At 65.3% G+C, this 24,854-nt stretch carries 28 protein-coding genes; 12 read left to right on the forward strand and 16 right to left on the reverse strand.

The features are described 5' to 3' along the window. Positions 1 to 97: 97 nt before the first annotated feature. The 8 genes from EGD98_RS21270 to EGD98_RS09260 all read left to right on the forward strand — a co-directional run bounded on the left by EGD98_RS21270 (position 98) and on the right by EGD98_RS09260 (position 9,223). Positions 98 to 2,380: a replication factor C small subunit gene (locus tag EGD98_RS21270; protein ID WP_220588089.1), complete on the forward strand. Its 2,283-nt coding sequence runs from the start codon at positions 98 to 100 to the stop codon at positions 2,378 to 2,380. A gap of 91 nt (positions 2,381 to 2,471) precedes the next feature. Next, a complete protein-coding gene (locus tag EGD98_RS09230) occupies positions 2,472 to 3,101 on the forward strand; it encodes an archaellin/type IV pilin N-terminal domain-containing protein (protein WP_220588090.1) in 630 nt (209 codons plus the stop codon). A 127-nt stretch (positions 3,102 to 3,228) separates the two neighbouring features. Further along, entirely contained in the window at positions 3,229 to 6,012 is a 2,784-nt protein-coding gene (gene alaS / locus EGD98_RS09235) for an alanine--tRNA ligase (protein WP_220588091.1), read from the forward strand. A gap of 159 nt (positions 6,013 to 6,171) precedes the next feature. Next, on the forward strand, positions 6,172 to 6,588 hold the full coding sequence (locus tag EGD98_RS09240; RefSeq protein ID WP_220588092.1) for a hypothetical protein: 417 nt from the start codon (positions 6,172 to 6,174) through the stop codon (positions 6,586 to 6,588). Between the two features lie 305 nt (positions 6,589 to 6,893). Next, positions 6,894 to 7,664 carry an alpha/beta fold hydrolase gene (locus tag EGD98_RS09245; RefSeq protein WP_220588093.1) on the forward strand — a complete coding sequence of 257 codons (771 nt, stop codon included), beginning with the start codon at positions 6,894 to 6,896 and terminating at the stop codon, positions 7,662 to 7,664. A 79-nt stretch (positions 7,665 to 7,743) separates the two neighbouring features. Continuing rightward, positions 7,744 to 7,905: a hypothetical protein gene (locus tag EGD98_RS09250; protein ID WP_220588094.1), complete on the forward strand. Its 162-nt coding sequence runs from the start codon at positions 7,744 to 7,746 to the stop codon at positions 7,903 to 7,905. Between the two features lie 201 nt (positions 7,906 to 8,106). Further along, positions 8,107 to 8,448: a hypothetical protein gene (locus EGD98_RS09255; RefSeq protein ID WP_220588095.1), complete on the forward strand. Its 342-nt coding sequence runs from the start codon at positions 8,107 to 8,109 to the stop codon at positions 8,446 to 8,448. Between the two features lie 61 nt (positions 8,449 to 8,509). Next, positions 8,510 to 9,223: a type 1 glutamine amidotransferase gene (locus EGD98_RS09260; protein ID WP_220588096.1), complete on the forward strand. Its 714-nt coding sequence runs from the start codon at positions 8,510 to 8,512 to the stop codon at positions 9,221 to 9,223. Here EGD98_RS09260 and EGD98_RS09265 read toward each other — a convergent pair. The 3 genes from EGD98_RS09265 to EGD98_RS09275 all read right to left on the reverse strand — a co-directional run bounded on the left by EGD98_RS09265 (position 9,220) and on the right by EGD98_RS09275 (position 10,836). Next, complete coding sequence (locus EGD98_RS09265; RefSeq protein ID WP_220588097.1) at positions 9,220 to 9,699, reverse strand: HPP family protein; 480 nt, start codon at positions 9,697 to 9,699, stop codon at positions 9,220 to 9,222. The genes EGD98_RS09260 and EGD98_RS09265 overlap by 4 nt on opposite strands. Positions 9,700 to 9,814: 115 nt before the next feature. Further along, positions 9,815 to 9,979, reverse strand: coding sequence for a DUF6757 family protein (locus EGD98_RS09270; protein ID WP_220588098.1), 165 nt, complete (start codon positions 9,977 to 9,979; stop codon positions 9,815 to 9,817). A gap of 83 nt (positions 9,980 to 10,062) precedes the next feature. Next, positions 10,063 to 10,836, reverse strand: coding sequence for a PHP domain-containing protein (locus tag EGD98_RS09275; protein ID WP_220588099.1), 774 nt, complete (start codon positions 10,834 to 10,836; stop codon positions 10,063 to 10,065). A 125-nt stretch (positions 10,837 to 10,961) separates the two neighbouring features. Between EGD98_RS09275 and EGD98_RS09280 the strand changes: the two genes are divergently transcribed. After that, on the forward strand, positions 10,962 to 11,249 hold the full coding sequence (locus EGD98_RS09280; protein ID WP_220588100.1) for a DUF5789 family protein: 288 nt from the start codon (positions 10,962 to 10,964) through the stop codon (positions 11,247 to 11,249). Positions 11,250 to 11,302: 53 nt separating this feature from the next. Here the strand turns inward: EGD98_RS09280 and EGD98_RS09285 are convergent, their stop codons facing one another. The 6 genes from EGD98_RS09285 to EGD98_RS09310 all read right to left on the reverse strand — a co-directional run bounded on the left by EGD98_RS09285 (position 11,303) and on the right by EGD98_RS09310 (position 15,141). Continuing rightward, positions 11,303 to 11,539: a ribbon-helix-helix domain-containing protein gene (locus EGD98_RS09285; protein ID WP_220588101.1), complete on the reverse strand. Its 237-nt coding sequence runs from the start codon at positions 11,537 to 11,539 to the stop codon at positions 11,303 to 11,305. A 390-nt stretch (positions 11,540 to 11,929) separates the two neighbouring features. Continuing rightward, positions 11,930 to 12,340, reverse strand: coding sequence for a DUF8057 family protein (locus tag EGD98_RS09290; RefSeq protein ID WP_220588102.1), 411 nt, complete (start codon positions 12,338 to 12,340; stop codon positions 11,930 to 11,932). Positions 12,341 to 12,407: 67 nt separating this feature from the next. Next, positions 12,408 to 13,094 carry an RAD55 family ATPase gene (locus EGD98_RS09295; protein ID WP_220588103.1) on the reverse strand — a complete coding sequence of 229 codons (687 nt, stop codon included), beginning with the start codon at positions 13,092 to 13,094 and terminating at the stop codon, positions 12,408 to 12,410. Between the two features lie 76 nt (positions 13,095 to 13,170). Further along, positions 13,171 to 13,878 (reverse strand): Nmad3 family putative nucleotide modification protein, encoded by a 708-nt coding sequence (locus tag EGD98_RS09300; RefSeq protein ID WP_220588104.1) that lies wholly within the window; start codon positions 13,876 to 13,878, stop codon positions 13,171 to 13,173. Positions 13,879 to 13,908: 30 nt separating this feature from the next. Continuing rightward, positions 13,909 to 14,157 (reverse strand): DUF7577 domain-containing protein, encoded by a 249-nt coding sequence (locus tag EGD98_RS09305; RefSeq protein WP_220588105.1) that lies wholly within the window; start codon positions 14,155 to 14,157, stop codon positions 13,909 to 13,911. 81 nt (positions 14,158 to 14,238) lie between these two features. Further along, positions 14,239 to 15,141, reverse strand: a complete 903-nt coding sequence (locus EGD98_RS09310; RefSeq protein ID WP_220588106.1) for an acyltransferase — start codon at positions 15,139 to 15,141, stop codon at positions 14,239 to 14,241. A gap of 159 nt (positions 15,142 to 15,300) precedes the next feature. Here EGD98_RS09310 and EGD98_RS09315 point away from each other — a divergent pair, with 159 nt between their 5' ends. Both EGD98_RS09315 and EGD98_RS09320 read left to right on the forward strand, forming a co-directional pair. Beyond that, positions 15,301 to 16,311, forward strand: a complete 1,011-nt coding sequence (locus tag EGD98_RS09315) for a CPBP family intramembrane glutamic endopeptidase (protein WP_220588107.1) — start codon at positions 15,301 to 15,303, stop codon at positions 16,309 to 16,311. Positions 16,312 to 16,381: 70 nt separating this feature from the next. Further along, positions 16,382 to 17,434 (forward strand): aldo/keto reductase, encoded by a 1,053-nt coding sequence (locus tag EGD98_RS09320; protein WP_220588108.1) that lies wholly within the window; start codon positions 16,382 to 16,384, stop codon positions 17,432 to 17,434. A gap of 455 nt (positions 17,435 to 17,889) precedes the next feature. Here EGD98_RS09320 and radA read toward each other — a convergent pair whose 3' ends face one another. The 5 genes from radA to htpX all read right to left on the reverse strand — a co-directional run bounded on the left by radA (position 17,890) and on the right by htpX (position 21,470). Further along, a complete protein-coding gene (radA, locus tag EGD98_RS09325) occupies positions 17,890 to 18,939 on the reverse strand; it encodes a DNA repair and recombination protein RadA (RefSeq protein WP_220588109.1) in 1,050 nt (349 codons plus the stop codon). 129 nt (positions 18,940 to 19,068) lie between these two features. Further along, entirely contained in the window at positions 19,069 to 19,485 is a 417-nt protein-coding gene (locus EGD98_RS09330) for a hypothetical protein (RefSeq protein ID WP_220588110.1), read from the reverse strand. Position 19,486: 1 nt separating this feature from the next. Next, a complete protein-coding gene (gene pspAB, locus EGD98_RS09335; protein ID WP_220588111.1) occupies positions 19,487 to 20,104 on the reverse strand; it encodes a PspA-associated protein PspAB in 618 nt (205 codons plus the stop codon). A 129-nt stretch (positions 20,105 to 20,233) separates the two neighbouring features. Continuing rightward, a complete protein-coding gene (locus EGD98_RS09340; protein ID WP_220588112.1) occupies positions 20,234 to 20,515 on the reverse strand; it encodes a HalOD1 output domain-containing protein in 282 nt (93 codons plus the stop codon). An 82-nt stretch (positions 20,516 to 20,597) separates the two neighbouring features. Beyond that, positions 20,598 to 21,470, reverse strand: coding sequence for a zinc metalloprotease HtpX (htpX, locus tag EGD98_RS09345; RefSeq protein WP_220588113.1), 873 nt, complete (start codon positions 21,468 to 21,470; stop codon positions 20,598 to 20,600). Between the two features lie 107 nt (positions 21,471 to 21,577). On the opposite strand from htpX, the gene EGD98_RS09350 reads away from it, so the two are divergent. Beyond that, positions 21,578 to 22,471 (forward strand): NAD-dependent epimerase/dehydratase family protein, encoded by an 894-nt coding sequence (locus tag EGD98_RS09350; RefSeq protein ID WP_220588114.1) that lies wholly within the window; start codon positions 21,578 to 21,580, stop codon positions 22,469 to 22,471. Between the two features lie 9 nt (positions 22,472 to 22,480). Here EGD98_RS09350 and EGD98_RS09355 read toward each other — a convergent pair whose 3' ends face one another. Further along, positions 22,481 to 23,533, reverse strand: a complete 1,053-nt coding sequence (locus tag EGD98_RS09355; protein ID WP_220588115.1) for an outer membrane protein assembly factor BamB family protein — start codon at positions 23,531 to 23,533, stop codon at positions 22,481 to 22,483. A 147-nt stretch (positions 23,534 to 23,680) separates the two neighbouring features. After that, on the reverse strand, positions 23,681 to 24,814 hold the full coding sequence (locus EGD98_RS09360) for an outer membrane protein assembly factor BamB family protein (RefSeq protein WP_220588116.1): 1,134 nt from the start codon (positions 24,812 to 24,814) through the stop codon (positions 23,681 to 23,683). Positions 24,815 to 24,854: the final 40 nt, after the last annotated feature.

The raw sequence follows: 24,854 nt of genomic DNA on the forward strand, positions 1-24,854 counted from the left end.
CACGAGACGACACTACTGCTGGGCCGGTATCGTGGGCGAGGGGGTAGCCGCCGAGGCGAACGGTTCGTTTATGCCGGGCCCACGCCACCCCTGATACATGAGTGAGGCCGACGCCGAGTCGCGGGCGGGACGGGAAGAAGTGTGGATAGAGAAGTACCGCCCCGAGTCACTCGACGACGTGATGGGTCACGAGGACATCGTCGGGCGCCTGCAGAGCTACGTCGACCGCAACGACCTGAGCCACATGCTGTTCAGTGGTCCGGCCGGCACTGGAAAGACGACCAGTGCGACCGCCATCGCCCGGGAGCTGTACGGCGAGGACTGGCAGGAGAACTTCCTCGAACTGAACGCCTCCGACGAGCGCGGTATCGACGTGGTCCGGGACCGCATCAAGAACTTCGCGCGCACGAGCTTCGGCGGCTACAACTACCGCATCATCTTCCTCGATGAGGCAGACGCGCTGTGCGTTCCTCCGGGTACCGAAGTCGTCACCGGGTACCCGTCGTCACCGGAGGTAAAGCCGATAGAAGAGGTCGCCGAAGACGGCGAACCAATTCCGTCCGTCGACTTCGACACAAACGAGGTCCAGTCAGACAAGGGGAAACTAGTCGACTCGGGTATCGCGGACTTCTTCGAACTCGAACTGGCGGACGGACGAACGATGCGTGCAAGTCTCTCCCATCCGTTCTTCGTGGTCGATGAGAACGGGAAACTGGTCGAAAAAGAGCTACAGGAGCTATCTCTTGGTGACGAAATCGCCGATTTCAAAACGGATATTGGCGTCTCACGGTGCGAGGTCTGTGGCGACTGGACTGCTGGGAGATTCTGTTCCCTCGATTGCAAGAACGAGGGTCACAGCCGCCGGATGCAAGGAGACGGCAATCCGATGCACGGCACGGAATGGTCCGAAGAGCGACGTGAGAAAATCGTCGAAAAACTCTCCGATGGGCGGTTTGCTGGAGAGAACAACCCCAATCATGGCGGGGAGTTCCACGGTGTTTCAGTGTGGGAGATGGACGAAACGGCGATCGAACAGTTCCGCGAAAAGATTAGCGAGAGACGGTCTGGAACCTCGTGGGAGGAATGGGTCGTCGATGCAGACGCCGAAGAAGTCAAAGAAGACATCGGACGTGCCTGCGCAGAGTGGTGGGAGAGTATAGACGATGATGAAAAAGAGCGGATAATCGAGAAAGCCACCGAAAACTGCGATTATCCCGTCTGTGACATTACCGGGGACAACAACCCGATGCGTGACCCCGAGGTTGCACAGAAAGTCTCGGAAGCACTGCAAGGTCACAAGCCGACGGGTGGAAATATCCGACACAGCGACGAACTTGGCCATCTCGTTCGGTCCGACTGGGAGTACGAAGTCGCGAAGGCCCTGCAAGACGCCGGAGTAGAGTACCAGTACGAACCGGAGTTCGAACTGTCCGACACCGTCTTCCGCCCCGACTTCATCATCGACGACACGGTCATCGAAGTCAAGGGTTCCGCCGAGCTGTGGGGTCAAGTAGAGAAAGTAGAAGAGTTCCTAGAGACGTACGGCGACGAGTATACGTTCATCGTCGTTGGGGACGAGGAACTTCCACACCACGAACACTACGATAGAAACGAGTTCGAACCGGCGCTTGTCTCCGACGGTGGCGTTCAGACAGTTGAAACCGTCGAAGTGCGGAATATCGAGTACAGCCACCGTGGGAAAGCGTACAACATCAGCATGGAGGGGACGCCGAACTTCATGCTCGCAAACGGGATACTGACTCACAACACCTCAGACGCTCAATCAGCACTCCGCCGGACGATGGAGCAGTTCTCGAACAACGTCCGCTTTATCCTCTCGTGTAACTACTCCAGTCAGATTATCGACCCTATCCAGTCTCGCTGCGCAGTGTTCCGCTTCTCGCCACTCAGTGACGACGCCGTCGAGGAAGAGATTCGCCACATCGCCAGCGAAGAGGACATCGAACTGACCGACGACGGGCTGGACGCGCTCGTCTATGCCGCCGGCGGGGACATGCGCAAGGCCATCAACGGGCTGCAGGCCGCCTCGGTCAGCGGCGACGTGGTCGACGAATCGGCGGTGTACGCCATCACCTCCACCGCGCGACCGGAGGAGATACACGGGATGGTCCAGTCGGCCCTCGACGGGGACTTCACCGCGGCGCGGGCGACACTGGACCGCCTGCTGACCGAGGAGGGTATCGCCGGCGGCGACATCATCGACCAGTTGCATCGCTCCATCTGGGAGTTCGAGGTCGAGGACCGCGCGGCGGTTCGTATCCTCGAACGGGTCGGCGAGACCGATTACCGAATCACGCAAGGGGCGAACGAACGGGTCCAGCTGGAAGCGATGCTGGCCTCGCTGGCGAACACCGAATAGAACGCAGTAGGTCGCTACCTGCTGTTTTCACCGCCGATAATTGCTCACGCAGCTTTATACAAGTGCAACTACCAAGCTATCAGTAACTGAAATGTACAGCTTGAATGACCAAGCACCCGACGACAGGGGGCAGGTCGGTATCGGGACACTCATCGTGTTCATCGCGATGGTGCTGGTCGCGGCCATCGCCGCTGGCGTGCTCATCAACACGGCTGGGTTCCTCCAGAGCGGCGCCGAAGCGACCGGCCAGGGCGCGAGCGACGCGACGTCGAACCGCATCCAGGTCGTCAGTACGACGGGGACCGATCTGGACAACAGCACAGTGGGCGTCGTGAGCCTCGTGGTAAAGGCCGGCCCCGGCGCGAGCAACATCGACCTCGAGACGACGACAGTGCAGTGGGTCGGACCGAACGGCTCGTTCTACCAGCTCGCGGAGAACAGCACCGGTGGGAATCCAGATGGGTACTTCGCCGTCGCGACCGTCCAGGACAGCGACGGGTCGAGCCCGGTGTTGAACGACCAGGAAGACCGCCTGAAGATACAGCTGGAACTCGGTGAGGGCGACAACGAGACTCTCATCGACGGCGCCGAACCGTTCGGCAGCGAAATCGGGGAGGGCGAAAGCGCGACCATACGCATCACGACGGCCTCGGGTTCACAGACGACCGAGGAGATTCTCGTCCCCGAGACGATATCGGGCACGACCGCGGTGCGACTGTAGTCAGTTGCTGCTACGGACCGTTGTAGTGATGTGCCGGTATACGCCGACCTCGGGTCGGAAATAATCTACAACGATCCGTAGACCCCTTCGGAACAGTTTTACCCGCTGCTGGGCGAACGTTACGCCAATGAGCGACCTCGACGAGGCCTACCAACTCGACTACTTCGAGGAGGCGGGATTCCACCGGCAAGAGTGTGCCGAGTGTGGCGATATGTTCTGGTCGCGGGCCGACCGCGACACCTGTGGCGAGCCCCCGTGTGCCGAGTACGGCTTCATCGACACGCCCGGATTCGACGAGGAGTACGCCCTCGGCGAGATGCGCGAGGCGTTCCTCTCTTTCTTCGAGGAGCGAGACCACGAGCGCATCGACCCGTACCCGGTCGCGGCCAACCGCTGGCGTGACGACGTCCTCCTGACACAGGCGTCTATCTACGACTTCCAGCCGCTCGTCACGAGCGGGACGACGCCACCGCCGGCCAATCCCCTCTGTATCTCCCAGCCGTGCATCCGGATGCAGGACATCGACAACGTCGGCAAGACCGGCCGACACACGATGGCCTTCGAGATGATGGCCCACCACGCCTTCAACGCCAAGGAGGACATCGAAGACCCCGGCGAGTACGCCTACGAGGGTGAGGTGTACTGGAAGGAGGAGACCGTCGAGTACTGCGTCGAGCTGTTCGAGGAGCTGGGCGCGGACGTCGACGAGCTCACCCTCATCGAGGACCCGTGGGTCGGCGGCGGCAACGCCGGGCCCGCCTTCGAGGTCATCTACCAGGGCGCAGAGCTGGCGACGCTCGTGTTCATGTCCCTAGAGCAGGACCCCGGCGGCGAGTACGAGATGAAAGACGGGAACCGCTACTCGGAGATGGACACCTACGTCGTCGACACCGGCTACGGGCTCGAACGATGGACCTGGGTCTCCCAGGGCACCCCGACGGTGTACGAGGCGGTCTACCCCGAGATGATAGCCTTCCTCAAGGACAACGCCGGCATCGAACTCACCGACGAGGAGGCAGCCATCGTCCACAACGCCGCCAAACTCGCGGGCCGGATGGATATCGACGAGGCCGAGGACATCGAGGCCGAACGGGACACCATCGCCGAGCAGGTCGGCGTCGACGTCTCCGAGCTGCGCGACCTCGTCGCCCCGCTGGAGGAGATATACGCCATCGCCGACCACTCCCGCACCCTGGCGTACATGCTCGGGGACGGCATCGTCCCCTCGAACGTCGGAACGGGCTATCTCGCGCGGATGGTCCTCCGGCGCACCAAGCGGCTGGTCGACAGCGTCGGCGTGGACGCCCCTCTCGACGAGCTCGTCGACATGCAGGCCGACCGGCTGGGCTACGAGAACCGCGACACGATTCGGGACATCGTCCGGACCGAGGTCGAGAAGTACCGCGAGACCCTCGACCGCGGGGGTCGCCGCGTGCGCCAGCTGGCCGACGACTACGCTGAGAAAGGCGAGCCCATCCCCACGACAGAACTCGTCGAGCTGTACGACTCCCACGGCATCCAGCCCGACATGGTCGAGGAGATAGCCGCCGAACGGGGCGTCGACGTGGACGTACCCGACGACTTCTACGCCGTGGTCGCCGACCGCCACGGCGGGGAGACCGCCGCGGCCGAGGAGTCGGGCGTTCCCTACGCCGACCGACTCGCCGAACTGCCCGACACCGACCGGCTCTACTACGAGGACCAGCAGCGCATGGAGTTCGAGGCCGTCGTGTTAGAGGTGTTCGACCGCGAGGACGACCGCTTCGACGTGGTGCTCGACCAGACGATGTTCTACCCCGAGGGCGGTGGCCAGCCGCCGGACCACGGCACGCTCTCGACGGACGACGTAACCGTCGAAGTCGAGGACGTCCAGCGGTACGACGGCGTCATCTGCCACACCGTCGACGACGACCCCGGCAAGGGCGAGTTCGTCCGCGGGCAGGTCGAGGCCACCCGACGCAAGCGGCTGATGCAACACCACACGGCGACCCACATCGTCGTCCACGCCGCCCGGCAGGTGCTGGGCGAGCACGTCCGCCAGGCCGGCGCCCAGAAGGGCGTCGACTCCTCGCGAATCGACGTCTCCCACTACGACTCCGTCTCCCGCGAACAGGTCAAGGAGATAGAGTCACTGGCCAACGACCTCGTCCAGGACAACGTCCCGGTGACCCAGCAGTGGCCCGACCGCAACGAGGCCGAGGCCAAACACGGCTTCGACCTCTACCAGGGCGGCATCCCCGCCGGCGAGCAGATTCGGCTCATCCAGGTGGCCGACGACATCCAGGCCTGCGGTGGCACCCACGTCGCCCGCACCGGCGACATCGGGACCATCAAGCTGCTGAACACGGAACGGGTCCAGGACGGCGTCATCCGCCTCACGTTCGCGGCCGGGGACGCGGCCATCGAGGCCACCCACCGAACCGAGGACGCCCTCTACGAAGCCGCTGACACCCTCGACGTGGCCCCCGGCGACGTCCCCGACACCGCGGCCCGCTTCTTCGACGAGTGGAAGGCCCGCGGCAAGGAGATAGAGGAGCTGAAAGAGCAGCTCGCACAGGCCCGCGCAGCCGGTGGCGCGGACACGGAGGAGGTCGACGTGGCCGGGACCACCGCGGTCGTCCAGCGCATCGACGCCGACATGGACGAACTGCGCGCCCAGGCCAACGCCGTCGTCGAGCAGGGCCAGATAGCCGTGCTCGGCTCGGGCGATTCCGGCGCTCAGTTCGTCGTCGCCGTCCCAGAGGGCGTCGAGGTCAACGCCGGCGAAGTCGTCGGCGAACTCGCCGGCCGCGTCGGCGGCGGTGGCGGCGGCCCCGCTGACTTCGCCCAGGGTGGCGGTCCCGACGGCGAGAAACTGGACGACGCGCTCGACGACGCCGAGTCGATTCTCCAGTCCGTCGCGAACGTCTAGCGCTTTCGGGCTATTCCAGCCTGCGCCCAATTCTTGCGTCTGTTCACCGTACTGAGCGGCGCCTCCGGCGTCACTACGCCCGAGAGTGATACCCGCAGGTGTCAATATATAATGTTCTAGAAAAAGAATTTATTAATTTTCACTACGTGCCATAATTTGATGTCACGGAAAGATAAGCTAACCCGGAGAAGTGCTATCAAAAAGGGCGCGGTCACTGCAACCCTCCTGACTGGTGGGATTGCTGCTACCAGTACGCCAGCGGCCGCATCGACAACGTACGCGTCGATCAGTTTCTGGACTGACGGTAGCGAGGGTGACATCGATATCAGTATCGAAGTCGACGAGTACGACTCGGATCCGGAGGAAAAGATCACGGTCTATGGCAATCCGATCGACCCGACAGGGCCACGTGCGGAGCGGAATCTCCGGGGGTACCAGTATTACGCCACGGTTGCTGGGCAGAAAAACGATCCCGACACCCCCGATAACTACGTCGATTTGTGGGTCGAGGGCTACGAGGACCACGGAATCCGCTCGATAGACAGTAACGTGTCGTACGACGTAGACACCTACTGACGGCAAGCCATCTCGACCGAACCGGGTCGAACCCTGTAGTAACAATTGAAACGATTTACACACCGACCGCACCGTCGTCGTGCGATCGGGTGTGCATTGATTTTCAATGGCGAGTATACCAGACGCCACTGGGTAGTACCGGGGGGTACCCCACAGTGCTCTCCCGCAGTTTTCTCGAAGAATCGAGGCAAAACCCCGCCCCGCAGGGCGGGGCGGATGTCATCGTTCCGGACGCGGACAGATCGGTGGGTTGCCAGGTCGCGAATCGAAACAGCCACGCGCCCACCACCAGAACCACCAGCCAGATGGCGACCACAACCAAAGACGGCGTCAGCCTGCACTACGAGACCACCGGCGACGGGCCGACAGTAGTGTTTCTCAACGACATCGGCTACGGGGCGTGGCTGTGGGGCTGGCACCACGACGCCATCGCCGGGCCCTACGAGGCGCTGGTGTGGGACCTGCGGGGCACCGGCGACTCCGACGCGCCGAGTGGTGCGTACTCCGTCCAGACCCTCGCCGCCGACCTCGAAGCGATCCTGGCCGACCACGGCGTCCGGAGTGCCCACCTCGTCGGCGCGGGCCTGGGCGGGATGGTCGCGCTACAGTATGCCCACGAGTACAATCGGGCGCGGACGCTGACACTGTACAACACGGCGGCCGATGGGGGCGACATCGACGCCGACGCGCTCGATTCGCTCGCACTGGACAACGGCCCCGAGCGGTCCCTCGACGGCGCGTTCTCGCCGCAGTTCCGGGAAGCGGCCCCCGACCTCGTCGACCGCATCGTCGGGTGGCGCGAGGCCGAGGACGCGACCGGGGACGCCTTCGCCGCCCAGGCGGCGGCCATGACCGACTTTTCGGCGCCGCCGCTGTACGAGGTGACCCAGCCCGCCGAGGTGTACTACGGCGTCGACGACCCCGTCGTGCCGACCGCGGCCGCCGAATCGCTGGCCGCGGATTTGCCACGGGGAAGTGCCGAGGCCGTCGAAGGGCGCCATCTCTCCTTCGTCGAGTACGCGACCGCGGTGACCGACCGGCTGGTGGCGTTCCTAGACGAGTACGCCGCCGAGTGATACTGCCGGCTGTACGAGCGACGTGACGGTGTTACGACGACGCCCAAGTTATTTCAGTGAGGCTTGTTAATTCAAGTTCATGGAGAGGCTAACGAAAGAGGACCGGAGGGGTATCGGGTCGGTGTTCGCAGGGGGGCTGATACTCGTGTTCGCGGCGAATACACCGGCGAAAAGTGGCGTTCTGGCACTGTTCGGGGCAGTCGCGTTCCTCATCGGGCTACTACTGATTCGATTCCAGTAGCTGCCGACGGTTCGACGCCCGGGTTCGACAGCCCTGTGCGGCAACAGTCGCAGTGGCAGGCGCGGGGCGAGACGACAGCTGTCGAAAAGCGACAGCCCCTCCGTCAACCGCATCACCGCGTGGCTCGACGAGTATACGGCCACTGATCTGCAGCAACAGCGAAGAAAAACTATATTCGCCACCTGAATGTACGTTGATACGATGAGTGCGGCCTCCGCCAAGGTACATTCGTTCGTCAAATCCGTACCACCATTTCTCATTGGGGGGGTACTCTCGATACTGGTGGGCGTCACACAGTCGACGCCATCGACGTACTTTGACGCGTTCTATATCCTCGTCGGTCTGGGGATGGTCGGTCAAGCGTGGCTCTACTGGCGGGACGAGCGGCCGAAGAAGCTGGGTGTCAGCCACGTCACGTTCGCCATCGCGTTCGGTGTGCTGGCCTATTTCAGCCGGACAGCGGAGCCGTTCATCGCACGCCTGAGCGTGATAGCCTGCCTCTGGATACTTGCCGTCGTCGGGTATCGGAGCTGGCGTCGGTGACCGTGGCAGAAATCACCGCGGAAACGTGGCCTTTTGGTGCTCCACCTGTTGCATACAGACAATGAGTCTGCGTATCGCCCTGCTGAACGCGGCCCACGACGGCGAGGACAACCGCCGGAACTTCCGGCGGGAGCTCGACGCCGACCTCGTGGAGTTCGACGTCACCGAGCGCGAACTACCCGAGAGCTTCGCGTTCGACGCCTGTCTCGTCACCGGTTCGCGGGCCTCTGTCTACTGGGACGAGCCGTGGATCGCCGACCTCGAGTCGTGGGTCGACGACGCCATCGACGAGGGGGTCCCCTTCCTGGGGGTGTGTTTCGGCCACCAGCTGCTGGCGCATACGCTGGGCGGTACCGTCGCACCGATGGACGACTACGAGATTGGCTACCGGACCGTCGAACACGACGGGGCGAACCCGCTGCTTTCGGGTGTCGACGAGGAGTTCACCGTCTTCACGACCCATTCGGACCACGTCGCGGAGCTGCCGCCGGGCGCGACGCAGTTCGCCGAGAACGACTACGGTGTCCACGGCTTCCGGAAGGGGGACGTCTTCGCGGTTCAGTTCCACCCCGAGTACGACCCCGCGACCGCCGAGGACGTGGCCTCGGGCAAGGACCTCCCCGACGAGCGTATCGAGCGCGTCCTCGACGGCATCACCGACGAGAACTACCGGGCGGCCTGCGAGGCCAAGCGGCTCTTCGACAACTTCACCGACTACGTCCGCGGGCAGCGCGTCGCCGCCACCGAGAGCGAGCAGGTCGCAAGCGACGACTAGACAAGGCGGTTCAACAGCGCCTGTTCTCCGACCAGTACACCGACGGCCAGCATGATAATCGCGCCCTCCAGTGGCGCGGCGAGGATACCCAGCCCGACGATGAGCGTCGTCGCACAGGCCGGGGCGTGGCCGGTGTCGGTGAGAGTCATCCCGGCCGTGGTGAGCGCGACGGCGACGACCCCGCTGGCCGCGAGTCTGAGGCCGTCCATCGAGGCGGGCCCCATCGACGCGGTGATGATTACCTCGCCGGCGATGGCGTGATACGCCACGAGCCCGGCGATGACGCCGACGGCGTGTCCGCCCAGCACCCGCCGGGGCGCCGACTGCCGGGCCGACGGCTGGGTGGCAAAGAGGTACGCCGTGGGGCCGAGACTCGGGAAGAGAAATGGGAGCCCGCTGAGCCAGACGACCGCGCCCAGCGCCGAAAGCAGGGCGCCGGCGTGGCTCGCCTGTCGGGCCCATGAACCGTCGGTCACTGTGGCCGAAGGTCCCCCTGGGAAGGTAAAGATGTAGCGTTCGACGGCAGTCAGTTCTAGCAGGAGAGAATTGACGTATGGACTGGTCTTCCGTTATCGAGTGGACGAACGGTCGCTATTCCCGCCGGTCGATGTCGAGTTCTTCGTCGAGATCCTCGAGCCAGTCGGCGTTTTCGAGTTCGGCCATCTGCTCGCGGAAGTGCGTCTTGCAGACGCCGACCTTGACCCCGTCGCTGTCGACGGCGATGTCCGCGTCACGGTCGCAGTAGTGACACTGCATACGCGAACGTTTGACCCGTGGGGCATTGAACCCTCGGATTCCGTCTGCCGGCCGTCAGACGGAGCGGGGCGGCGAGAGCGGGCTCAGACGAGACGCTCCCGGACCCGCGCCCAGGCATCACCGTCGAGGCCACTGACGCCGAGTTGTCGGTCGTGAGCGTCGCTCCCGCCGGTCGGCAAGAGGTCGTACCGCTCGATGGCGTCCGCGAGCCGGTCGATGTCGACGGACCGCCCGTATGGGTACCACCGCTCGACGGCGTCCAGGTCCCGACAGCGGTCGAGCGCGGCCCCGGTGTCGCGATACCGGAAGGGGTGGGCCAGCCCGACCAGCCCGCAGGCGTCGGAAAGCAACTCGCGGCCCCGGTCGAAGTCGGGGACCTCGCGGGGGACGTAGCAGGGGCAGTCATCGCCGATGATGTCGTCGAACGCCCCCTGGTAGCTGTAGTCGGTCGCCTCGGCGATGGCCCGGGCGATGTGGGGTCGGCCCAGCCCCGCACGGGGTTCGACCGACAGCGAGACGTCCAGGCGGGCCTCGACGCAGTCGATGATGGCCCGACCGCGCTCGCGACGGTTGCGCTGGATGCGGGCACACGCGGCGACCAGCGCGTCGGTGGGCTCGACGCCGTAGCCCAGCAGGTCGAGCCGCTGGTCGCCGGCGTCGACGCGCAGCTCGATACCGTGGACGAGGGTGAGACCGTCGCGGGTCGTCACCGGACCGTCGAGGGCGGGCTGGACCCGGTCGTGGTCGGTGACCGCGACCACATCGACCCCGGCGTCGGCGGCCGCGTCCGGGAGCGTCGAGAGCGTGAGCGAGCCGTCCGAGCGCGTCGTGTGTACGTGGAGGTCCGCGACGACCATACGTCCGAATCGCAATCCAGCGGCAAGCCAGTTCCCCCGTGGCACGCCGACCCAATTAATGCAATTAAGGAATATTATCATTATAAACCATGAAGTTTATATCCCATCACCCGCTCCCCTGTGGTATGACGATGTGGACAGACGCGGAGGCGGCGTTCGACGCACAGCAGTACCCAATGACCACCGAAGAGCTCATCGAGGCCGAGGGCGACCTGACCCTCGAACTGCCAAACGGCACCGAGAAACTGGCCGACGCGCTCTCGCGGTCGGCCCCCGAGACGTTCGAGACGGCCGAAGACGCACGCTTGACGGCGCTGGCCGGCGTCTCGGGCAAGGCTATTGGCCGGAAGGGCTACTCGGACCGGGACCCAGTCTGCATGGGCGAGGACGGCCCGGAAGAAGTCTCCTTTTAGAGCGGCGGCGGCCCCAGCTACACTTTTTTCGCGCGATTGACCCCCAGCGACAGCTAGAACCCGTAGTCGTCGTCCATCTGGGCGGGGTCCTGCTGCTCGGCCGCGGTCTGGCCGAACATCTCGTCGTCGACCGGCTCCTCAGACTCTTCTGTGGTGACGTTGTACGCCGAGATACCGCGTTTCAGCAGGTCCTCGACGGCCTGGTCGCGGTTCAAGAACTCCCCCTGGTCGACGAGACGCTGGATGTCGGAGTCGACCTGGTCCGGCAGCGACAGTTTGATTCGGCTCATGTGAGCCGGCTTATCCTGTCGAGTATATAACCCTGTTGCCGAGGGCGGCGGCAGTGGTTACTTTAGCAGCGATTGGTTCTGAGAGCCAGAACGCCCCACCCATGCCGGCTGGCCAACCGGCTACGGGTGGGGCTTTCTGGCTGTTCGAACTCGAAGTCTCCTAACTAAATACGAACAGGGCGGCCGGGCACGCCGCGCGGCTCTCCGGCTCACTGCTCTCCGGCTCCCTGCGGTCGCCGGTTCGCTTCGAGACCTCCCGCTCTGGTCGGTCTCGCCACGGTCGCCGGTTCGCTACGAGACGCTTCACTACGTTCAGCGTCTCGCTATTCCTCCGCGGGTCACTTCGTTCCCCGCGTCGGTATCCGAGATATCGACTCAGTCGATATCTCGCTATCTGTCCAGAAACTCGGGGCGGTCAACCGGCTCGGTGCTGTCGACCTCCTGCTTGTCGAGCAGCTCCCCCGAGTCGAGCGCTTCGGGGAGGCTCTCACGCTTGGGCTCTGGGATGTCGTCGGGGTCGACCGTCGTCACTTCGCCTTGGACGAGTTCGGCCCAGACGGCGTCGCCGTCGTCGCTGTTGGGGTCGGCCGCGGCCTTGGCCTCGTTGCGACCCTCCTCGTAGGCGAGTTCGACCATACTGCGGTGGTACGCCGAGTCCATCTCGGCGTAGATGGCTTTCAGCTCCTCGCGGTTGCGTTCGCCCAGCCGCTCTGCGACGCCGATAGCGTAGGCCCGCGTCGTCGCCTCGTCCTTCCCGAGTGTCTCCCACCCGGTCTCGAACTCCCGTTCGTAGCGGCTCATATTGATTCCTGTGGCGGTTTACCGGGACGCGCCGACCCTGTCCGGAAACAATCTGCGAGTGTCACTATCATGAGTCGATTTTCTCGTCGGCGTGGACCTGCAGGCCGCGGTCGGAGAAGGAGATCTTGCGGATATCGCAGTCGATGGCCGTGCCACGCATCTTGATGACCTGTACGCCGCGGGTCATGCTCCCGCCCTCCAGGAAGTTGTGGAAGAAGATGACGCCGTGGGCCAGATAGTGCTCGTCGCTGTAGGAGGAGGGGTCGGTCATCTCCGAGATGAGCAGGGTGGTCGCGTCGGTCTGTTTCAGCGCCGAGAGAAAGCCCGTTATCTCGCTGTCGATGTCGTTCATGAAGTGCTGCAACAGCATGGTCGAGTCGATGACCACCCGCTGGATGTCGTTCTGCTCGATGTAGGCCACCAGCCGGTTCGTCAGGCCGCCCTCGGTCCCGAACTGCGTGATGGTGCGCTTGCCGCTCTCGGTGACGAGATTGAGAAACTGGACGGCGTCGGACTGCATCGCCCGGTCGAACCCGAACTCGTAGCCGGCCATGTCCTGCATCAACTCCTCTTTCGTCTCGTGCATCGTCACGTAGAGACAGGTCTCGCCTTCCTTGGCGCCCTGCGTCATGAACTGCGAGCAGAAGGTGGTCTTCCCGCTGCCTGGCGGGCCGCTGACGACGTACAGTCGGTCGGGCAGCAAGCCCCCCTCGACGAGTTCGTCGAATCCGGGGACCCCCGTGGAGAGTCGCATAGTCTCAGCATCGACGCCTCTGGACATATGTGTTGGTGTCACGTTTTCACTGGTGATAACTCTCCCGGCCGGCCCGTCAGTCGAAGACGGCGCCGGGATAGTCGTCGGCGAAGTCGAGCAGCTCCGCCGTGGCGTCCGCGTCGAAGCGCATCGGTCGGCGCCACCAGGGGCCCTTCCCGGAGTCCGAGGACCGCTCGGTGACGAGCCAGTTGGCGTCCGTCCCGCCGGCGGGCGCCGACAGCGGGACGACCGTCTCGTACAGCCGCGACCCGTCGGGGTCGCCCAGCAGGAGGACGCGGGCGTCGAAGTCGGCCCGCTTGACGTGGGCGTTCGAGTCGAAGACGGCCCGCTCCTCGGCCGGGAGGTCACGATACGATTCCCCAGTGACCGGGTCCCGGGCCAGCCGGAAGTGACCAATGACGTGAGCGCCCCACTGAGGCGGTGCCCAGTCGGGTGGCTCGCCGGTCGTCGACAGCGTCGCGTAGAAGAGGAGGTAGTCACCGGCCGACAGCTCCGAGAGCGGCCCGGCCTTGACGCCGTGTTCGTCGCCGTAGGTGTAGCGCTCGCCGCCCACTTCGGGGAACTCGGGGTCGAAGTGGACGGGGCGGTCGGCGACGCCGCTCACGTCGGTGTCTACGTCGAGGTCGGCGTAGGTCGGAACCGGTTCGGCGGTCGGTTTCGCCTCGGGAATCGGGATGTACTCAAAGGTTCCGTCGGGGAAGAGTGGGCCGCGAAAACCGGGTTCGTTGGTGTTGGCACCGACGTTGATGGCGATGGCCCGCATAGTCGAACGTCCCCGTGGCCGGCCAAAGGCCTACCGGAGGGACTCGGCACAGCTCCCACAGTACCGAATCATCCGGTGGGACTCGTTCACAGCGCCGCAGTGTTCGCAAGCGATGGTCTCGGCCGTGTCACTGGTGACTCGTCGGCCACCGTCGGCCCGCGCGGCGCGGCCCTCGGTGGGCTGGGGAGACGTCGTCTGCCCGCTGAAATGCCGGTAAAGCAGTATCTGCAACAGCCCGAACCCGAGGACGTACGCCGTGAGCCACACCCAGGGTTGCATGAGTGGTAGTGGGCGAGAATACTACTTTGGTGTTACCCGCCAATTTTCAGATGTGATACTTGGGCGGGAGATTCCGCGCTCTCAGCGGTCCGGCGGCGAGAGGTCGCGCTGGAACTCGTCGAAGACGGTGATGTCGTCGGGAATCTCGACGTCGAGTTCGCGCTCGGCGCGGCGGTCGACGTTGGCGCTCTCCAGCGGGTCGGCGACCGACTCCCAGCCCTCCTTGACAGCGATGGACTTGGCGGGTGTCCCGGCCGCGATGTGGTGGGCCGGAATGTCCTTCCCGGCGATGGATTTGGCCGCGAGGATGGCGTTCTCGCCCACCCGGACGCCGGCCCGGACCATCGAGTCGTAGGTCAGCCGCACGTCGTCCTCGATGATGGTGTGATAGTTGTCGACGTGGGTCTGGTCGACAGCGTCGTGGTCGTGGCTGTAGACGTGGGAATCGTCCGAGATAGAGACGCGGTCGCCGATGGTGAGCTTCCCGCGGTCGTCGAGGTGGACGTCGTCGTGGACGACGACGTTGTCGCCGAGTTCGATGTTGTGGCCGTAGGTAAAGGAGATGTTCTTGAAGAATCGGCATCCCTCGCCACAGGACTCGAAGAGGTGGTCGGCGAGCATCCGGCGAAAGCGCAGCGCGAACTCGACGTTGTCGGCCATCGGCGTCGCGTCGAACTGTCGCCAGAGCCACTGGAGGTGTTTCGAGCGTTTGAACCGCTCCTCGTCTTTCTCGGCGTAGTACTCGCTCTCTAGGGTCGTGTTGCAGGGGTCATAGCCCTGGAGGCGGACGCGTTCGGCGGGGGAGATGTCCTCGCCAGCCTGCCAGCGCTCGTAGGCCTCGCGGTCGCCGTGGAGGTCGATGAGCACGTCGGTGACCACGTCACAGGTGTCCTCCTCGCCCGAGAGTCGCTCGTCGACCTCGTCGATAAAAGCCCGGAGACCCTCCTCGGCCAGCGGCGGCAGCGACACGTGGCGCTTCGTCATGTCACAAGCCTGGCCGCGAGGGCAGATAGTGGTTTCCGTTACGTCGCCACCAGTGGGTAACACCGGTGTCACTACCCCATCGTCCCCCTGTTCGGGCGACCGGGTATCCCGCGTGCCGCAGTGGCGACAATATAAACCGCCGCCGGCCGTCACACCGACATGGCCAGGTCGGATTTTATCATGGAGATACGGGGCTACCTCGTCAACCCCGCCGAGAAGCGCCTCCGGGCACCGTGGCGAATCGGCCTCTGGATACTGCTGGCCGGCTTCGTTACCGTCCTGTTCACGCTTCTCTTTGCCGTCGTCCCCGCGCCGACCGGGGAGACTGGACTGGCCGGAGCGGTGTACGCCCTGAGCGAACTCGGCTGGGGCTTTCTCGCGATGGGTGCTGCCGGGCTCGGTGTCGGCTATCTGCTGGACAGGCGCACGCTCGCCGACTTCGGGCTGGGGCTCGACGGCCAGTGGTGGCGCGACGCCGGCTTCGGTGTCGCGCTCGGTGTGGGGCTGCCGACTGCCGTGCTTGCCACCCAGCTCGCGGTCGGCTGGACCGCCATCACCGCCGTGCTCCCGACGACCACGGGTGGGACCTTCGGTCTCGGCTCGACGAGCGCAGTCATCGGGCTGGCGCTGCTCGTCCCCTTCTTCGTCGTTCAGGCGACCGCCGAGGAGATTCTCGTCCGGGGCTATCTCCTGACGAACCTCGCGGAGGGTGCCGCCGGCGCCATCGGCAAGGCGGCCTCGACGGTCGCCGCCACCGTCCTGACCGGTGCGCTCTTTGGCCTCCTGCACTGGACCAACCCCAGCGCGACGCTGCTGTCGGTGACGAACATCACGCTCTACGGCGTCCTGCTCGGGGCCTGCTACGTCCTCACCGGCCGACTCGGCATCGCCTGTGGCTTCCACGTCGCCTGGAACTACGCCCTCTCGATGTGGGACTTCCCCGTCAGCGGCCTCGACACCGGCGTCGCACTGGTCGGCACCGAGTCGATGGGGCCCGAACTGGTGACGGGCGGCGCGTTCGGCCCCGAGGGCGGCCTCGTCGCCCTCCCGCTGCTGGCGCTGGGGTCTGGGGCGCTCTACTGGTGGGTCCGCCGGGAGTACGGCCGCGTCGAGATTCTGGACAGTATCGCCGTCCCGGAGCTCCGGATTCCGACGCGCGGTGGGGAGTAGCGACACCGGCGCGGCAGGTTTCGACGGACGAACCAAGAGCGATAAGTGTGGACCGCCCTAACACGCCCTCATGAAGTACGATACGCTCGGGAACACGGGAATCGAAGTCTCGGAGGTCGGCTTCGGTGCCTGGGTCGTCGGCACGGACTGGTGGGGCGACCGAACGCACGACCAGGCTATCGAAATGGTGCAACACGCCGTCGACCAGGACGTGACGTTCTTCGATACCGGTGACGTCTACGGCCACGGCGACAGCGAGGAGCTCGTCGGCGAGGCCCTCGCCGAAGTACGGGACGAAGTGACCGTCTCGACGAAGGTCGGCTACGACTTCTACAACAACCCGCAGGCGGGCCACGGTGAACTGCCGAAGAAGGTCACGCCCGAGTGGATTCGCACCGCGTTAGACCGCTCGCTCGACCGGCTGGACATGGACCACGTGGAACTCCTGATGCTCCACAACGCCAACGTCGACGAGGTGACCCCCGACGTGCTGGAGACGCTCGACGAACTGCGCGAGGAGGGGAAAGTCGAGGCCATCGGCTGGGCGCTTGGCCCCTCTATCGGCTGGCTGGCCGACGGCGACGCCGCCGTCGCCAACGAGTTCGACGCGCTCCAGACCGTGTTCAACCTCTTCGAGCAGACGCCCGGCCAGCATTTCATCGACACCATCCGCGAGCAGAACGCGGACACGTCGGTACTCGCTCGGGTCCCCCACTCCTCCGGACTGTTGAACGAGCAGGTCACCCCCGACACCGAACTCGAAGAGGGCGACCACCGCGGCCACCGACCCACCGAGTGGTACGAGACCGGCTGGGAGAAGGTGGAGACGCTCCGGTTTCTGGAACGCGATGGGGAACGCACAATGGGCCAGGCCGCCATCCAGTGGCTGCTCGCCCACGACGAGGTCGCGTCGGTCACGCCCACTTTCCGGACGAACGCCGACATCGACGAGTGGGCCGGCGCGCCCGACACCCCGCCGCTGTCGGACGAAGAGTACGACCGCGTTCAGGAGCTGTACGCGGACAACTTCGGTATCGACCGCGACGACGGGATGGACGCGCTGCGTTCCTCGGTCGGCGGCGAGGACTTAGACGGCACCGGGATGAAGTCTGCAGGGGACTAGTCACGGAGGCGGTGTATCGCCGACGCATCGGCCACTGCAGACAGGCAGGGGACTAGTCACGGAGGCGGTGTATCGCCGACGCATCGGCCACTGCAGACAGGCAGGGGACTAGTCACGGAGGCGGTTTATCGCCGGCGGCCCGGTCAACAGAATCAGCGAATCTGCAGTCGTTGAGCTACCCCTCCCTATACCATCGTGTCGAGTTGCCGTCGTGTGGTTTTCGGTCACAACCCCCTCGTTTCGACAGGAGATGTATCGCCGTCCGGCGGTTTGCTGGCGTGGGAACCACTTTCACTGCGGTGCGTCAGACGCCCGCAAGACGCGAGACGGCGCCGGGTTCCAATTGAAACAGAGGGGTTCGGGGTATGGGGACACGACCCAGACAGCACACAGACCGGCACTGCCGCTCACCGAGACAGCACAAAAAAAGAACAGAGCGGAAACGGCCCGTCTCGCTACTCGTTTTTCAGGCCAGCGCCCTCGACGCGCATGACGCCCTCGCCGTCGGGGAGGTTCGGCGCGTCGACGAGCTTGACGATGCGCTTGTTCCCCTTGGACTTGCGCAGGTAGATGCGGAAGGTGGAGGTGTGGCCGAGGATGTTCCCACCGATGGGCTGGGTCGGGTCACCGAAGAACGAATCGGGGTTCGACGCGACCTGGTTTGTGACCAACACGGCGGTGTTGTTGAGGTCGCCCACGCGCATCAGGTCGTGGAGGTGTTTGTTGAGCTTCTGCTGGCGGTCGGCGAGCTGGCCACGACCGACGTACTCCGCACGGAAGTGTGCCGTCAGGGAGTCCACCGCGAGCAGCCGGACCGGGAACTCGTCGTCCTGGCTCTGGCTGGCGATCTCCTGGGCCTTCTCGGCCAGCAGAATCTGGTGGTTGGAGTTGAACGCCTTCGCGACGTGAATCTTGTCGAGCACCGACTCGACGAGGTCGGCCATCAGGTCGTCGTCGGTCGCGTCGGCGGCCTCGTCCTCGCCGACGATACCGTGGAGCTTCATCATGTCTTCGAGCGCCTCGTCCTCCTGGCCCTCGACCATCTGCTCGATACGCTCGGGGCGGAACGTGTCCTCGGAGTCGATGAAGATGGCGCTACCCTCGAGCCCGCCGTGTTCGGCGGGGAGCTGGACGTTGACCGCGAGCTGGTGGGTCACCTGGGACTTCCCGGCCCCGAACTCGCCGTACACCTCGGTGATGGACTGGGTCTCGACGCCGCCGCCGAGCAGCTCGTCGACCTCGTCGACGCCCCAGGAGAGCTTGCCGATCTGTTCCCGGCGCTCCAGGACAGTCGCACCCGTCTCGAACCCGCCGATGTCGGCGGCGTCGCGAGCGGCGTTGATGATATCTGAGGCCGAAGACTCGCCGATGTCGGCGGTGTTCGACAGTTCGCTGGGGGAGGCGACGGCAATCCCCTGGTAGGAGTCGAATCCGTTCTCTTTGAGCTTCTCCGCTGTTGCTGGCCCCACACCCGGCAGGTCTTCGAGGTCTGCTGCTTCGGACATGGATGTGGCTTACGCCCGATGGGATATAAACCCCCGTTAACAGTGTAGTGAAAGTGAAACTGGCAGACGGAAGCGGGAGACGAGAGCACGGTATCGGGACTTTTAGAAGCGAAGGGGCGACACGGTGGGTCAACCGACGACCAGCGAGAGGAGGATACAGCCGAAACCGAGGAAGATGAGCCCGTTGACGGCCAGCGGTGACAGCGCCAGCAGGCCGACGTTGGCGAGGGTACCGACCACCGCCATGAGGACGCCAGCGATCATGAGCGGGCCGCCCGCCCGGAGCGACCAGTAGGCTCCGCTGACCACCGAGCCGACCGTTCCGAGGAGACCGCGGTTGCCGTCCGGGTTCTCGACCGTCTCGAAGGTAGAGAGCGTCTCGTGGGAGACGGTGACCACCTCGCCCGTGTTCGCGCGCCGGCCGTCGCCGTCGGAGACGCGCAGGAGCGTCACGCTCTCAGGGCGGGTGCCGACGACGCGGTAGACGGCGTCGTCGTCATCGGGGTCGGTCGAGCGAAGGTGGTCGTAGACAGCGATGTCCTGCATACTACTCCCAGGGGTGGTCGCCCGCGCGGTCGGGCCACAGCGGGTACCAGAAGGCCTTGTCGTCCTCGACGCTGAGTTCGCCGTCGAGCTTGCTCTCCAGTTTGAACTCCGTCGCCTGGTCGCGCTCGTGGTCGGTGTCGGGGTCCGGCGCGAACGGGTAGTACGCCCCCCGGCGGAAGGAGTACACCCAGTAGGCGGGGTCACCGGTGCGGTCATCTCCGAATGCGAAGAGGGCGGCCAGCAACCGCGAGCCGTAGCGCCGCTCGATGAGCGTGTCGGCGGCGAAGTGGATAGAGGTGACGAGGTCGTCGAAGTCCGCGTCGTGGAGGACGACCCAGCGGTAGCCGTGGCTGTCGCCGACAAAGTCGGCCACCGTGCCGGTCTCGGCCTCGCCGGCGTCGAGGATGGCCTCGACCTCGTCCGTTGCCGCCGCGAAGTCCGTGCTGTCCACGTCCCCGAAACACAGCGCCGCGTCGCCGGTCGGCTCGTAGCCAAGCTCGGCCTCCATGGTGACGTGGGCCGTCGACATCCCGAAGAGGTCGTCGGGGTCGGCGTCCCGGGTCGCGTCGGCCTCCGCACGCATCCCGAGGACGCTCTTGAGTCCGGAAAGCAGTCCCATACCGAACGATAGGGTGCGAGCGGTAAGGCGGTTGCCGTCCCGGCGGTACCGAGTGGCGGACTGCGAACGAGCGACGCAGGCCCCCTGTCAGTGTCGGGCCGCTACTCGGGAGGCCGGTGTCGGCCGTCGTCAGTTGCGGCGTCGTTGTCGCCGCTGTCCGGCGGTATCTATCGTCGAGTCATCGAGACGGCGACTGACGCGAATCCGGCCGTGGCCTCCGACACGAATCGTACAGTCGGCGTAGGTGAACGTACAGGTCCCCGAGAACTTCCCGTCCAGGAGCGCGTCGAGCGAGTCGACGTCGATGGTCTCCTGCAGCGGCGGGAGCGCCGTCAGCTCCACGTCTCGGATCGCTGCGACGCGGGTGACTATTGTGCGGGCGGCGTCTTCCGGAGGGGTTTCTGTCGGCATCGTGGATTACCATTGACAACTGTTCACATATGAAAATGTCGCTTGGATTGTAAGTTATGATAATCGGAGCGGCGCTGTAACCTTACAGTTCCCGTTCCAGCGCGCGCAATCGCTCGATTCGCTTCTCGGTCGACGGGTGCGTCGAGAACAGCCGGCCGACGAACCCGGAGCGGATGGGGATGATGAAGAACGCGTTCATCTCCGACTGGCCCCGCAGGTCCTCCTGTGGCACTTTCTCCATCCCGCTGTCTATCTTCATCAGCGCGGTCGCCAGCGCCGCGGGGCGACCCGTAATCGAGGCGCCGCCGCGGTCGGCGGCGAACTCGCGGTACCGAGAGAGCGCGCGGATGAGCAGGAACGAGACGACCCACACCACCAGCGAGAGCAGGATAGCGACGAAGACGGGCGCCTGCTGCTGGCCGCCACGCGAGCGCCCGCCCGAGAACAGCCAGCCCCACCGGACCACGAGGAAGGCGATGGTCGAGAGGAAGGAGGCGATAGTCATCACCATCACGTCGCGGTTCTTGATGTGGGCGAGCTCGTGGGCCAGGACCCCCTCCAGTTCCTCGTCGTCGAGGAGGTTCATGATGCCCGTCGTCACGGCGACGGCGGCGCTGTCCTGCGAACGTCCGGTCGCGAAGGCGTTGGGCGTCCGTGAGTCGGCGACGGCGATCTTCGGTTTCGGGAGGTCGGCCTGCTGGGCCAGCCGCTCGACTTGCCGGTGGAGCTCGGGGTACTCGTCGGGGTCGACCTCGCGGGCGCCCATCGAGTACAGGGCGAGCTTATCGCTGAAGAAGAACTGCGCGCCCATGAACAGCGCCATCACGAGGATGATGAGCGCGATGCTATCGAAATACAGCACGAGGACGCCGAGGAAGGCGATGTAGAGCCCGAAGAGGAGGAACATCGTCAGGGCCATGCGCCCGCGGAGTCCCCAGTCGGTTTGCCACTGCATATGTTAGCTAAGTGACCAAGCGGCTAAAACCCCGCTATCGTGTTTGCATGACACACTCTCCGTCCGCCGCCCGCAGGCATATGTACGAACGCCTACAACGGCAGGGCATGACCGAGACAGTCGTCGTCACGGGCGGGCTGGGTCGTTCGGGCCGCTGGATATGTGACCGCCTCGCCGAGGACTACCACGTCGTCTGTGTCGACCTCGACCACCCCGGCTGGGAGATAGCGACCCGCGAGGGCATCGAGTTCCGCGCGGCGGACGTGACCGACGGCGGCGAGGTCCGAGACCTCGTGAGCGAACTCGCCCCCGCCGCCGTCGTCCACTGGGCGGCGCTCCCCTCGCCAGAGCGACACGCTGGGAGCCGCGTGTTCGAGACCAACCTCGAGGCGACCTACACCGTCCTCGACGCGGCCGGCCGCGCGGGCGCCGATATCGCCTGGGCGTCCTCCGAGAGCGCCTACGGCCTGGCCTTCGCCGAGGAGACGCCCCTGCCGGCGTATCTCCCGATGGACGAAGACCACCCGATGGCCCCCGAGGACCCCTACGGCACCTCGAAGGTGGCCGGTGAGGAGGTCGCGAAGATGGTCGCCCGGCGAGACGGCGTCAGTGTCGCTTCCATCCGGCCCTCCTGGATTCAGTACCCCGGCGAGTACAACTGCCGCGACGTGGCCGAGGGCGACCTGTCAGGGGGTGCCGGCAACTGCTGGTCCTACGTCGACGTACGCGACGTGGCGGGCGCCGTGGCGGCTGCACTGGACGCCGAGTTCGGGGGTCACGAGGCCTTTCACGCCGCCGCAGCAGAGAACTACGTCGGCCGCCCGACCGCCGACCTCGTGGAAGCCCACTGGGGCGAGGTGCCCGCACGCTGTGAACTCGACGGTGAGCAGTCCGCCCTCTCGACGGCGAAAGCCGACGGGCTGTTGGACTGGGCACCCGAGCACACCTGGCGAGATGGGGCCGACGCGACCGTCGACGAGCCGAGCCTGCTGGGAGAGTGACGACCCCCCTCAGAGCCTGTAGGCGACGGCCCTCGTACCGTACATGACGACGGTCCGGCCCGACCCGGTGGCCCCGCGCCAGCCCCCTCCCGTGTCAATCGAGTCGATCTGCCGTCCGGTTTCGTGCTCATAGGCCTGTGGGCGGTCTGCGCCATCGAAGACGATGCCCGACTCCAGCACGACCGGCGGGAAGGCGTAGCTATCGGTGTCACCCTCCTTCCATCGCACTGCCCCAGTATCGGCGCTGAGCGCGTAGAACGTGTCCGTGGGGCGGGTTGCCCCCCCTCCCCACGGGTAGACAAACACCGTGTCGTCGGTCGTAGCGGTCTTGGCGTGGGGCAACCTGCCGCTCACCTCGGTCGTCCAGGCCTGGGTGCCGCCCTCGAGGTCGATGCCGACGAACGTCCCGTTGCCGCCGCCGACGACCGTCGACCCGACGACGGGGGTCAGCCAGTTCAGCGAGACATCGTCGACGGTCCACTGGGCCGTCCCGTCCGGGTCGTAGGCAGTCACCGCTGAATCCTCGGCGACCACGAACTGCCCGTCCCAGGCTCTGACCGAGTTACCATCGGCCTCGGTAGGTTGTGCGGTCTGCTGGCCTGATTCCTTCTCGAAGACGAAGACCGCGCCCGCGCCGCTGACGGCAACGTGCTCGTCCGTGGTCGCAACCAGACTGTATCCCGTACTTTTGTCGGCCGTCGTCGTCCAGCGGGACTCGCCTGTGTCCGGGTCGATTCGCTGCATCGTATTGCTATACAGTATGAACAGCCCGTCGTCGTCGATAGTCACCCCGCCGAGGTAGGTGTCCAGCGGCAGCGCCCACTGCTCGGTACCGTCCTCGAGCGACAGCGCGGTCAGTTCGGATTTCGTGCCGAGGTACGCCGTCTCCCCGTCGCCGGTCGCTCTGAAAGCCCAGATCGGGCCGTCGTCGTCCTCCAGGCCGGTCTCCCACAGTTTCTGGAAGTCGACGCTGTCGGTCTGGCGCTCCGTCTCCCCGAGCCGTCCCACACAGCCCGCCAGCGAAGCACTCCCCACCAGCGCCACGTACGTCCGTCGTCGCATGCCACTGGATACAGCCGAGAGAGTGATAAGATTACTTCTGCAAAGATAGAAAGGAAAACCGACGGCCTGCTGGACTGGTCGCCCGAGCACGCGTGGCGGGAGGGCGCCGTGGCGACGGTGACGCGCCGAGCAGTCCGCCGACGCCGGTCAGAGCCTGACGGCGGCTGCCCTGGAATCGTATATGACGGCGGTGCGGCCCGACCCGGTGGCCCCGTACTGGTACCCTCCCTCGTGGGTGGAATCGATCACCGTTCCGGTCGTGTGCTCGTAGGCCCGTCCGCGGGAGCCGTCGTGGATGACGACCCCCGACTCCAGCGCGACCGGTGGGAAGGCGAGGTCCGAATCGACACTCTGCTCCCATCGCACCGCCCCAGTGTCGGCGTCGAGCGCGTAGAACGTCTCCCCGTCGAACGGCCCCGGGTAGACGAACACCGTGTCGTCGGTCCCAGCGGTCATGGGATTTTCGAGCTCGCCGTCTACCCCAGTCGTCCAGGCCCGGGTACCGCTCTCAAGGTCGACGCCGACGAACGACCCGCGGCCGCCGCCGACGACCATCGACCCGGCGACGGGGGTCAGCCAGGACGCCGAGGCGTCGGCGGTCCACTGGGCCGTCCCGTCGGGGTCGTACGCAGCCACCTCGTTGGAATCGGCGACCACGAATCCCCCGTTCCAGCCTCTGGCCTGGCTGTTGGGCGCAGCGGGGAGTCGCCCGGTCTGCTGGCCCGATTCCTTCTCGAAGACGACGACCGTTCGGTTGCCGCCGCCGGCTGCGACGTGGTCGTCCCCGGTCGTCACGTAACTGGTGTACAGTAACTTGTCGGCAGTCGTCGACCAGCGGGACTCGCCAGTGTCCGGGTCGACCGCCTGCACCGTTTTCTCCTGCAGTGTGTAGAGTCCGTCGTCGTCGACAGTCACCCCGTCGAGGGGAGTATCCAGGGACAGCGTCCACTGCTCGGTGCCGTCCGCCAGCGACAGCGCGGTCAGTTCGGATTCCGTGCCGAGATACGCCGTCTCCCCGTCGGCGGTCGCCTGGTAATCCTCGAGACTAATCCTGCCCTCGTCGTCCGGCAGGTCGGCCGCCCACAGTTTCTGGAATTCGAGGTCTTCGGTATCGTACGTCGGCTCCTCGTCTGTCGCCACCGCATCTGTCTCCGCCTCGTCCGTCTCCGCCTCATCTGGCTCTTCCTCGTCTGTCTCCGCCTCGTCCGTGTTCCCGGGCCGTCCCACACAGCCCGCGAGCGAAGCACTCCCCAGCATCGCCACGTACGTGCGTCGTCGCATACCGGCCTACTCTGACGGCTTGATTTAAAACGGTTGGGCT

It is taken from the genome of Haloarcula salinisoli (assembly GCF_019599405.1).
Lineage (GTDB): Archaea > Halobacteriota > Halobacteria > Halobacteriales > Haloarculaceae > Haloarcula > Haloarcula salinisoli.

What these genes read in the sequence shown, in the direction of transcription:
- EGD98_RS21270 (WP_220588089.1), top strand. Translation starts at nt 98, where the DNA reads ATGAGTGAGGCCGACGCCGAGTCGCGGGCGGGACGGGAAGAAGTGTGG.
- EGD98_RS09230 (WP_220588090.1), top strand. Translation starts at nt 2,472, where the DNA reads ATGTACAGCTTGAATGACCAAGCACCCGACGACAGGGGGCAGGTCGGT.
- alaS (WP_220588091.1), top strand. Translation starts at nt 3,229, where the DNA reads ATGAGCGACCTCGACGAGGCCTACCAACTCGACTACTTCGAGGAGGCG.
- EGD98_RS09240 (WP_220588092.1), top strand. Translation starts at nt 6,172, where the DNA reads ATGTCACGGAAAGATAAGCTAACCCGGAGAAGTGCTATCAAAAAGGGC.
- EGD98_RS09245 (WP_220588093.1), top strand. Translation starts at nt 6,894, where the DNA reads ATGGCGACCACAACCAAAGACGGCGTCAGCCTGCACTACGAGACCACC.
- EGD98_RS09250 (WP_220588094.1), top strand. Translation starts at nt 7,744, where the DNA reads ATGGAGAGGCTAACGAAAGAGGACCGGAGGGGTATCGGGTCGGTGTTC.
- EGD98_RS09255 (WP_220588095.1), top strand. Translation starts at nt 8,107, where the DNA reads ATGAGTGCGGCCTCCGCCAAGGTACATTCGTTCGTCAAATCCGTACCA.
- EGD98_RS09260 (WP_220588096.1), top strand. Translation starts at nt 8,510, where the DNA reads ATGAGTCTGCGTATCGCCCTGCTGAACGCGGCCCACGACGGCGAGGAC.
- EGD98_RS09270 (WP_220588098.1), bottom strand. Translation starts at nt 9,979, where the DNA reads ATGCAGTGTCACTACTGCGACCGTGACGCGGACATCGCCGTCGACAGC.
- EGD98_RS09275 (WP_220588099.1), bottom strand. Translation starts at nt 10,836, where the DNA reads ATGGTCGTCGCGGACCTCCACGTACACACGACGCGCTCGGACGGCTCG.
- EGD98_RS09280 (WP_220588100.1), top strand. Translation starts at nt 10,962, where the DNA reads ATGACGATGTGGACAGACGCGGAGGCGGCGTTCGACGCACAGCAGTAC.
- EGD98_RS09285 (WP_220588101.1), bottom strand. Translation starts at nt 11,539, where the DNA reads ATGAGCCGAATCAAACTGTCGCTGCCGGACCAGGTCGACTCCGACATC.
- EGD98_RS09290 (WP_220588102.1), bottom strand. Translation starts at nt 12,340, where the DNA reads ATGAGCCGCTACGAACGGGAGTTCGAGACCGGGTGGGAGACACTCGGG.
- EGD98_RS09295 (WP_220588103.1), bottom strand. Translation starts at nt 13,094, where the DNA reads ATGCGACTCTCCACGGGGGTCCCCGGATTCGACGAACTCGTCGAGGGG.
- EGD98_RS09300 (WP_220588104.1), bottom strand. Translation starts at nt 13,878, where the DNA reads ATGCGGGCCATCGCCATCAACGTCGGTGCCAACACCAACGAACCCGGT.
- EGD98_RS09305 (WP_220588105.1), bottom strand. Translation starts at nt 14,157, where the DNA reads ATGCAACCCTGGGTGTGGCTCACGGCGTACGTCCTCGGGTTCGGGCTG.
- EGD98_RS09310 (WP_220588106.1), bottom strand. Translation starts at nt 15,141, where the DNA reads ATGACGAAGCGCCACGTGTCGCTGCCGCCGCTGGCCGAGGAGGGTCTC.
- EGD98_RS09315 (WP_220588107.1), top strand. Translation starts at nt 15,301, where the DNA reads ATGGCCAGGTCGGATTTTATCATGGAGATACGGGGCTACCTCGTCAAC.
- EGD98_RS09320 (WP_220588108.1), top strand. Translation starts at nt 16,382, where the DNA reads ATGAAGTACGATACGCTCGGGAACACGGGAATCGAAGTCTCGGAGGTC.
- radA (WP_220588109.1), bottom strand. Translation starts at nt 18,939, where the DNA reads ATGTCCGAAGCAGCAGACCTCGAAGACCTGCCGGGTGTGGGGCCAGCA.
- EGD98_RS09330 (WP_220588110.1), bottom strand. Translation starts at nt 19,485, where the DNA reads ATGCAGGACATCGCTGTCTACGACCACCTTCGCTCGACCGACCCCGAT.
- pspAB (WP_220588111.1), bottom strand. Translation starts at nt 20,104, where the DNA reads ATGGGACTGCTTTCCGGACTCAAGAGCGTCCTCGGGATGCGTGCGGAG.
- EGD98_RS09340 (WP_220588112.1), bottom strand. Translation starts at nt 20,515, where the DNA reads ATGCCGACAGAAACCCCTCCGGAAGACGCCGCCCGCACAATAGTCACC.
- htpX (WP_220588113.1), bottom strand. Translation starts at nt 21,470, where the DNA reads ATGCAGTGGCAAACCGACTGGGGACTCCGCGGGCGCATGGCCCTGACG.
- EGD98_RS09350 (WP_220588114.1), top strand. Translation starts at nt 21,578, where the DNA reads ATGACCGAGACAGTCGTCGTCACGGGCGGGCTGGGTCGTTCGGGCCGC.
- EGD98_RS09355 (WP_220588115.1), bottom strand. Translation starts at nt 23,533, where the DNA reads ATGCGACGACGGACGTACGTGGCGCTGGTGGGGAGTGCTTCGCTGGCG.
- EGD98_RS09360 (WP_220588116.1), bottom strand. Translation starts at nt 24,814, where the DNA reads ATGCGACGACGCACGTACGTGGCGATGCTGGGGAGTGCTTCGCTCGCG.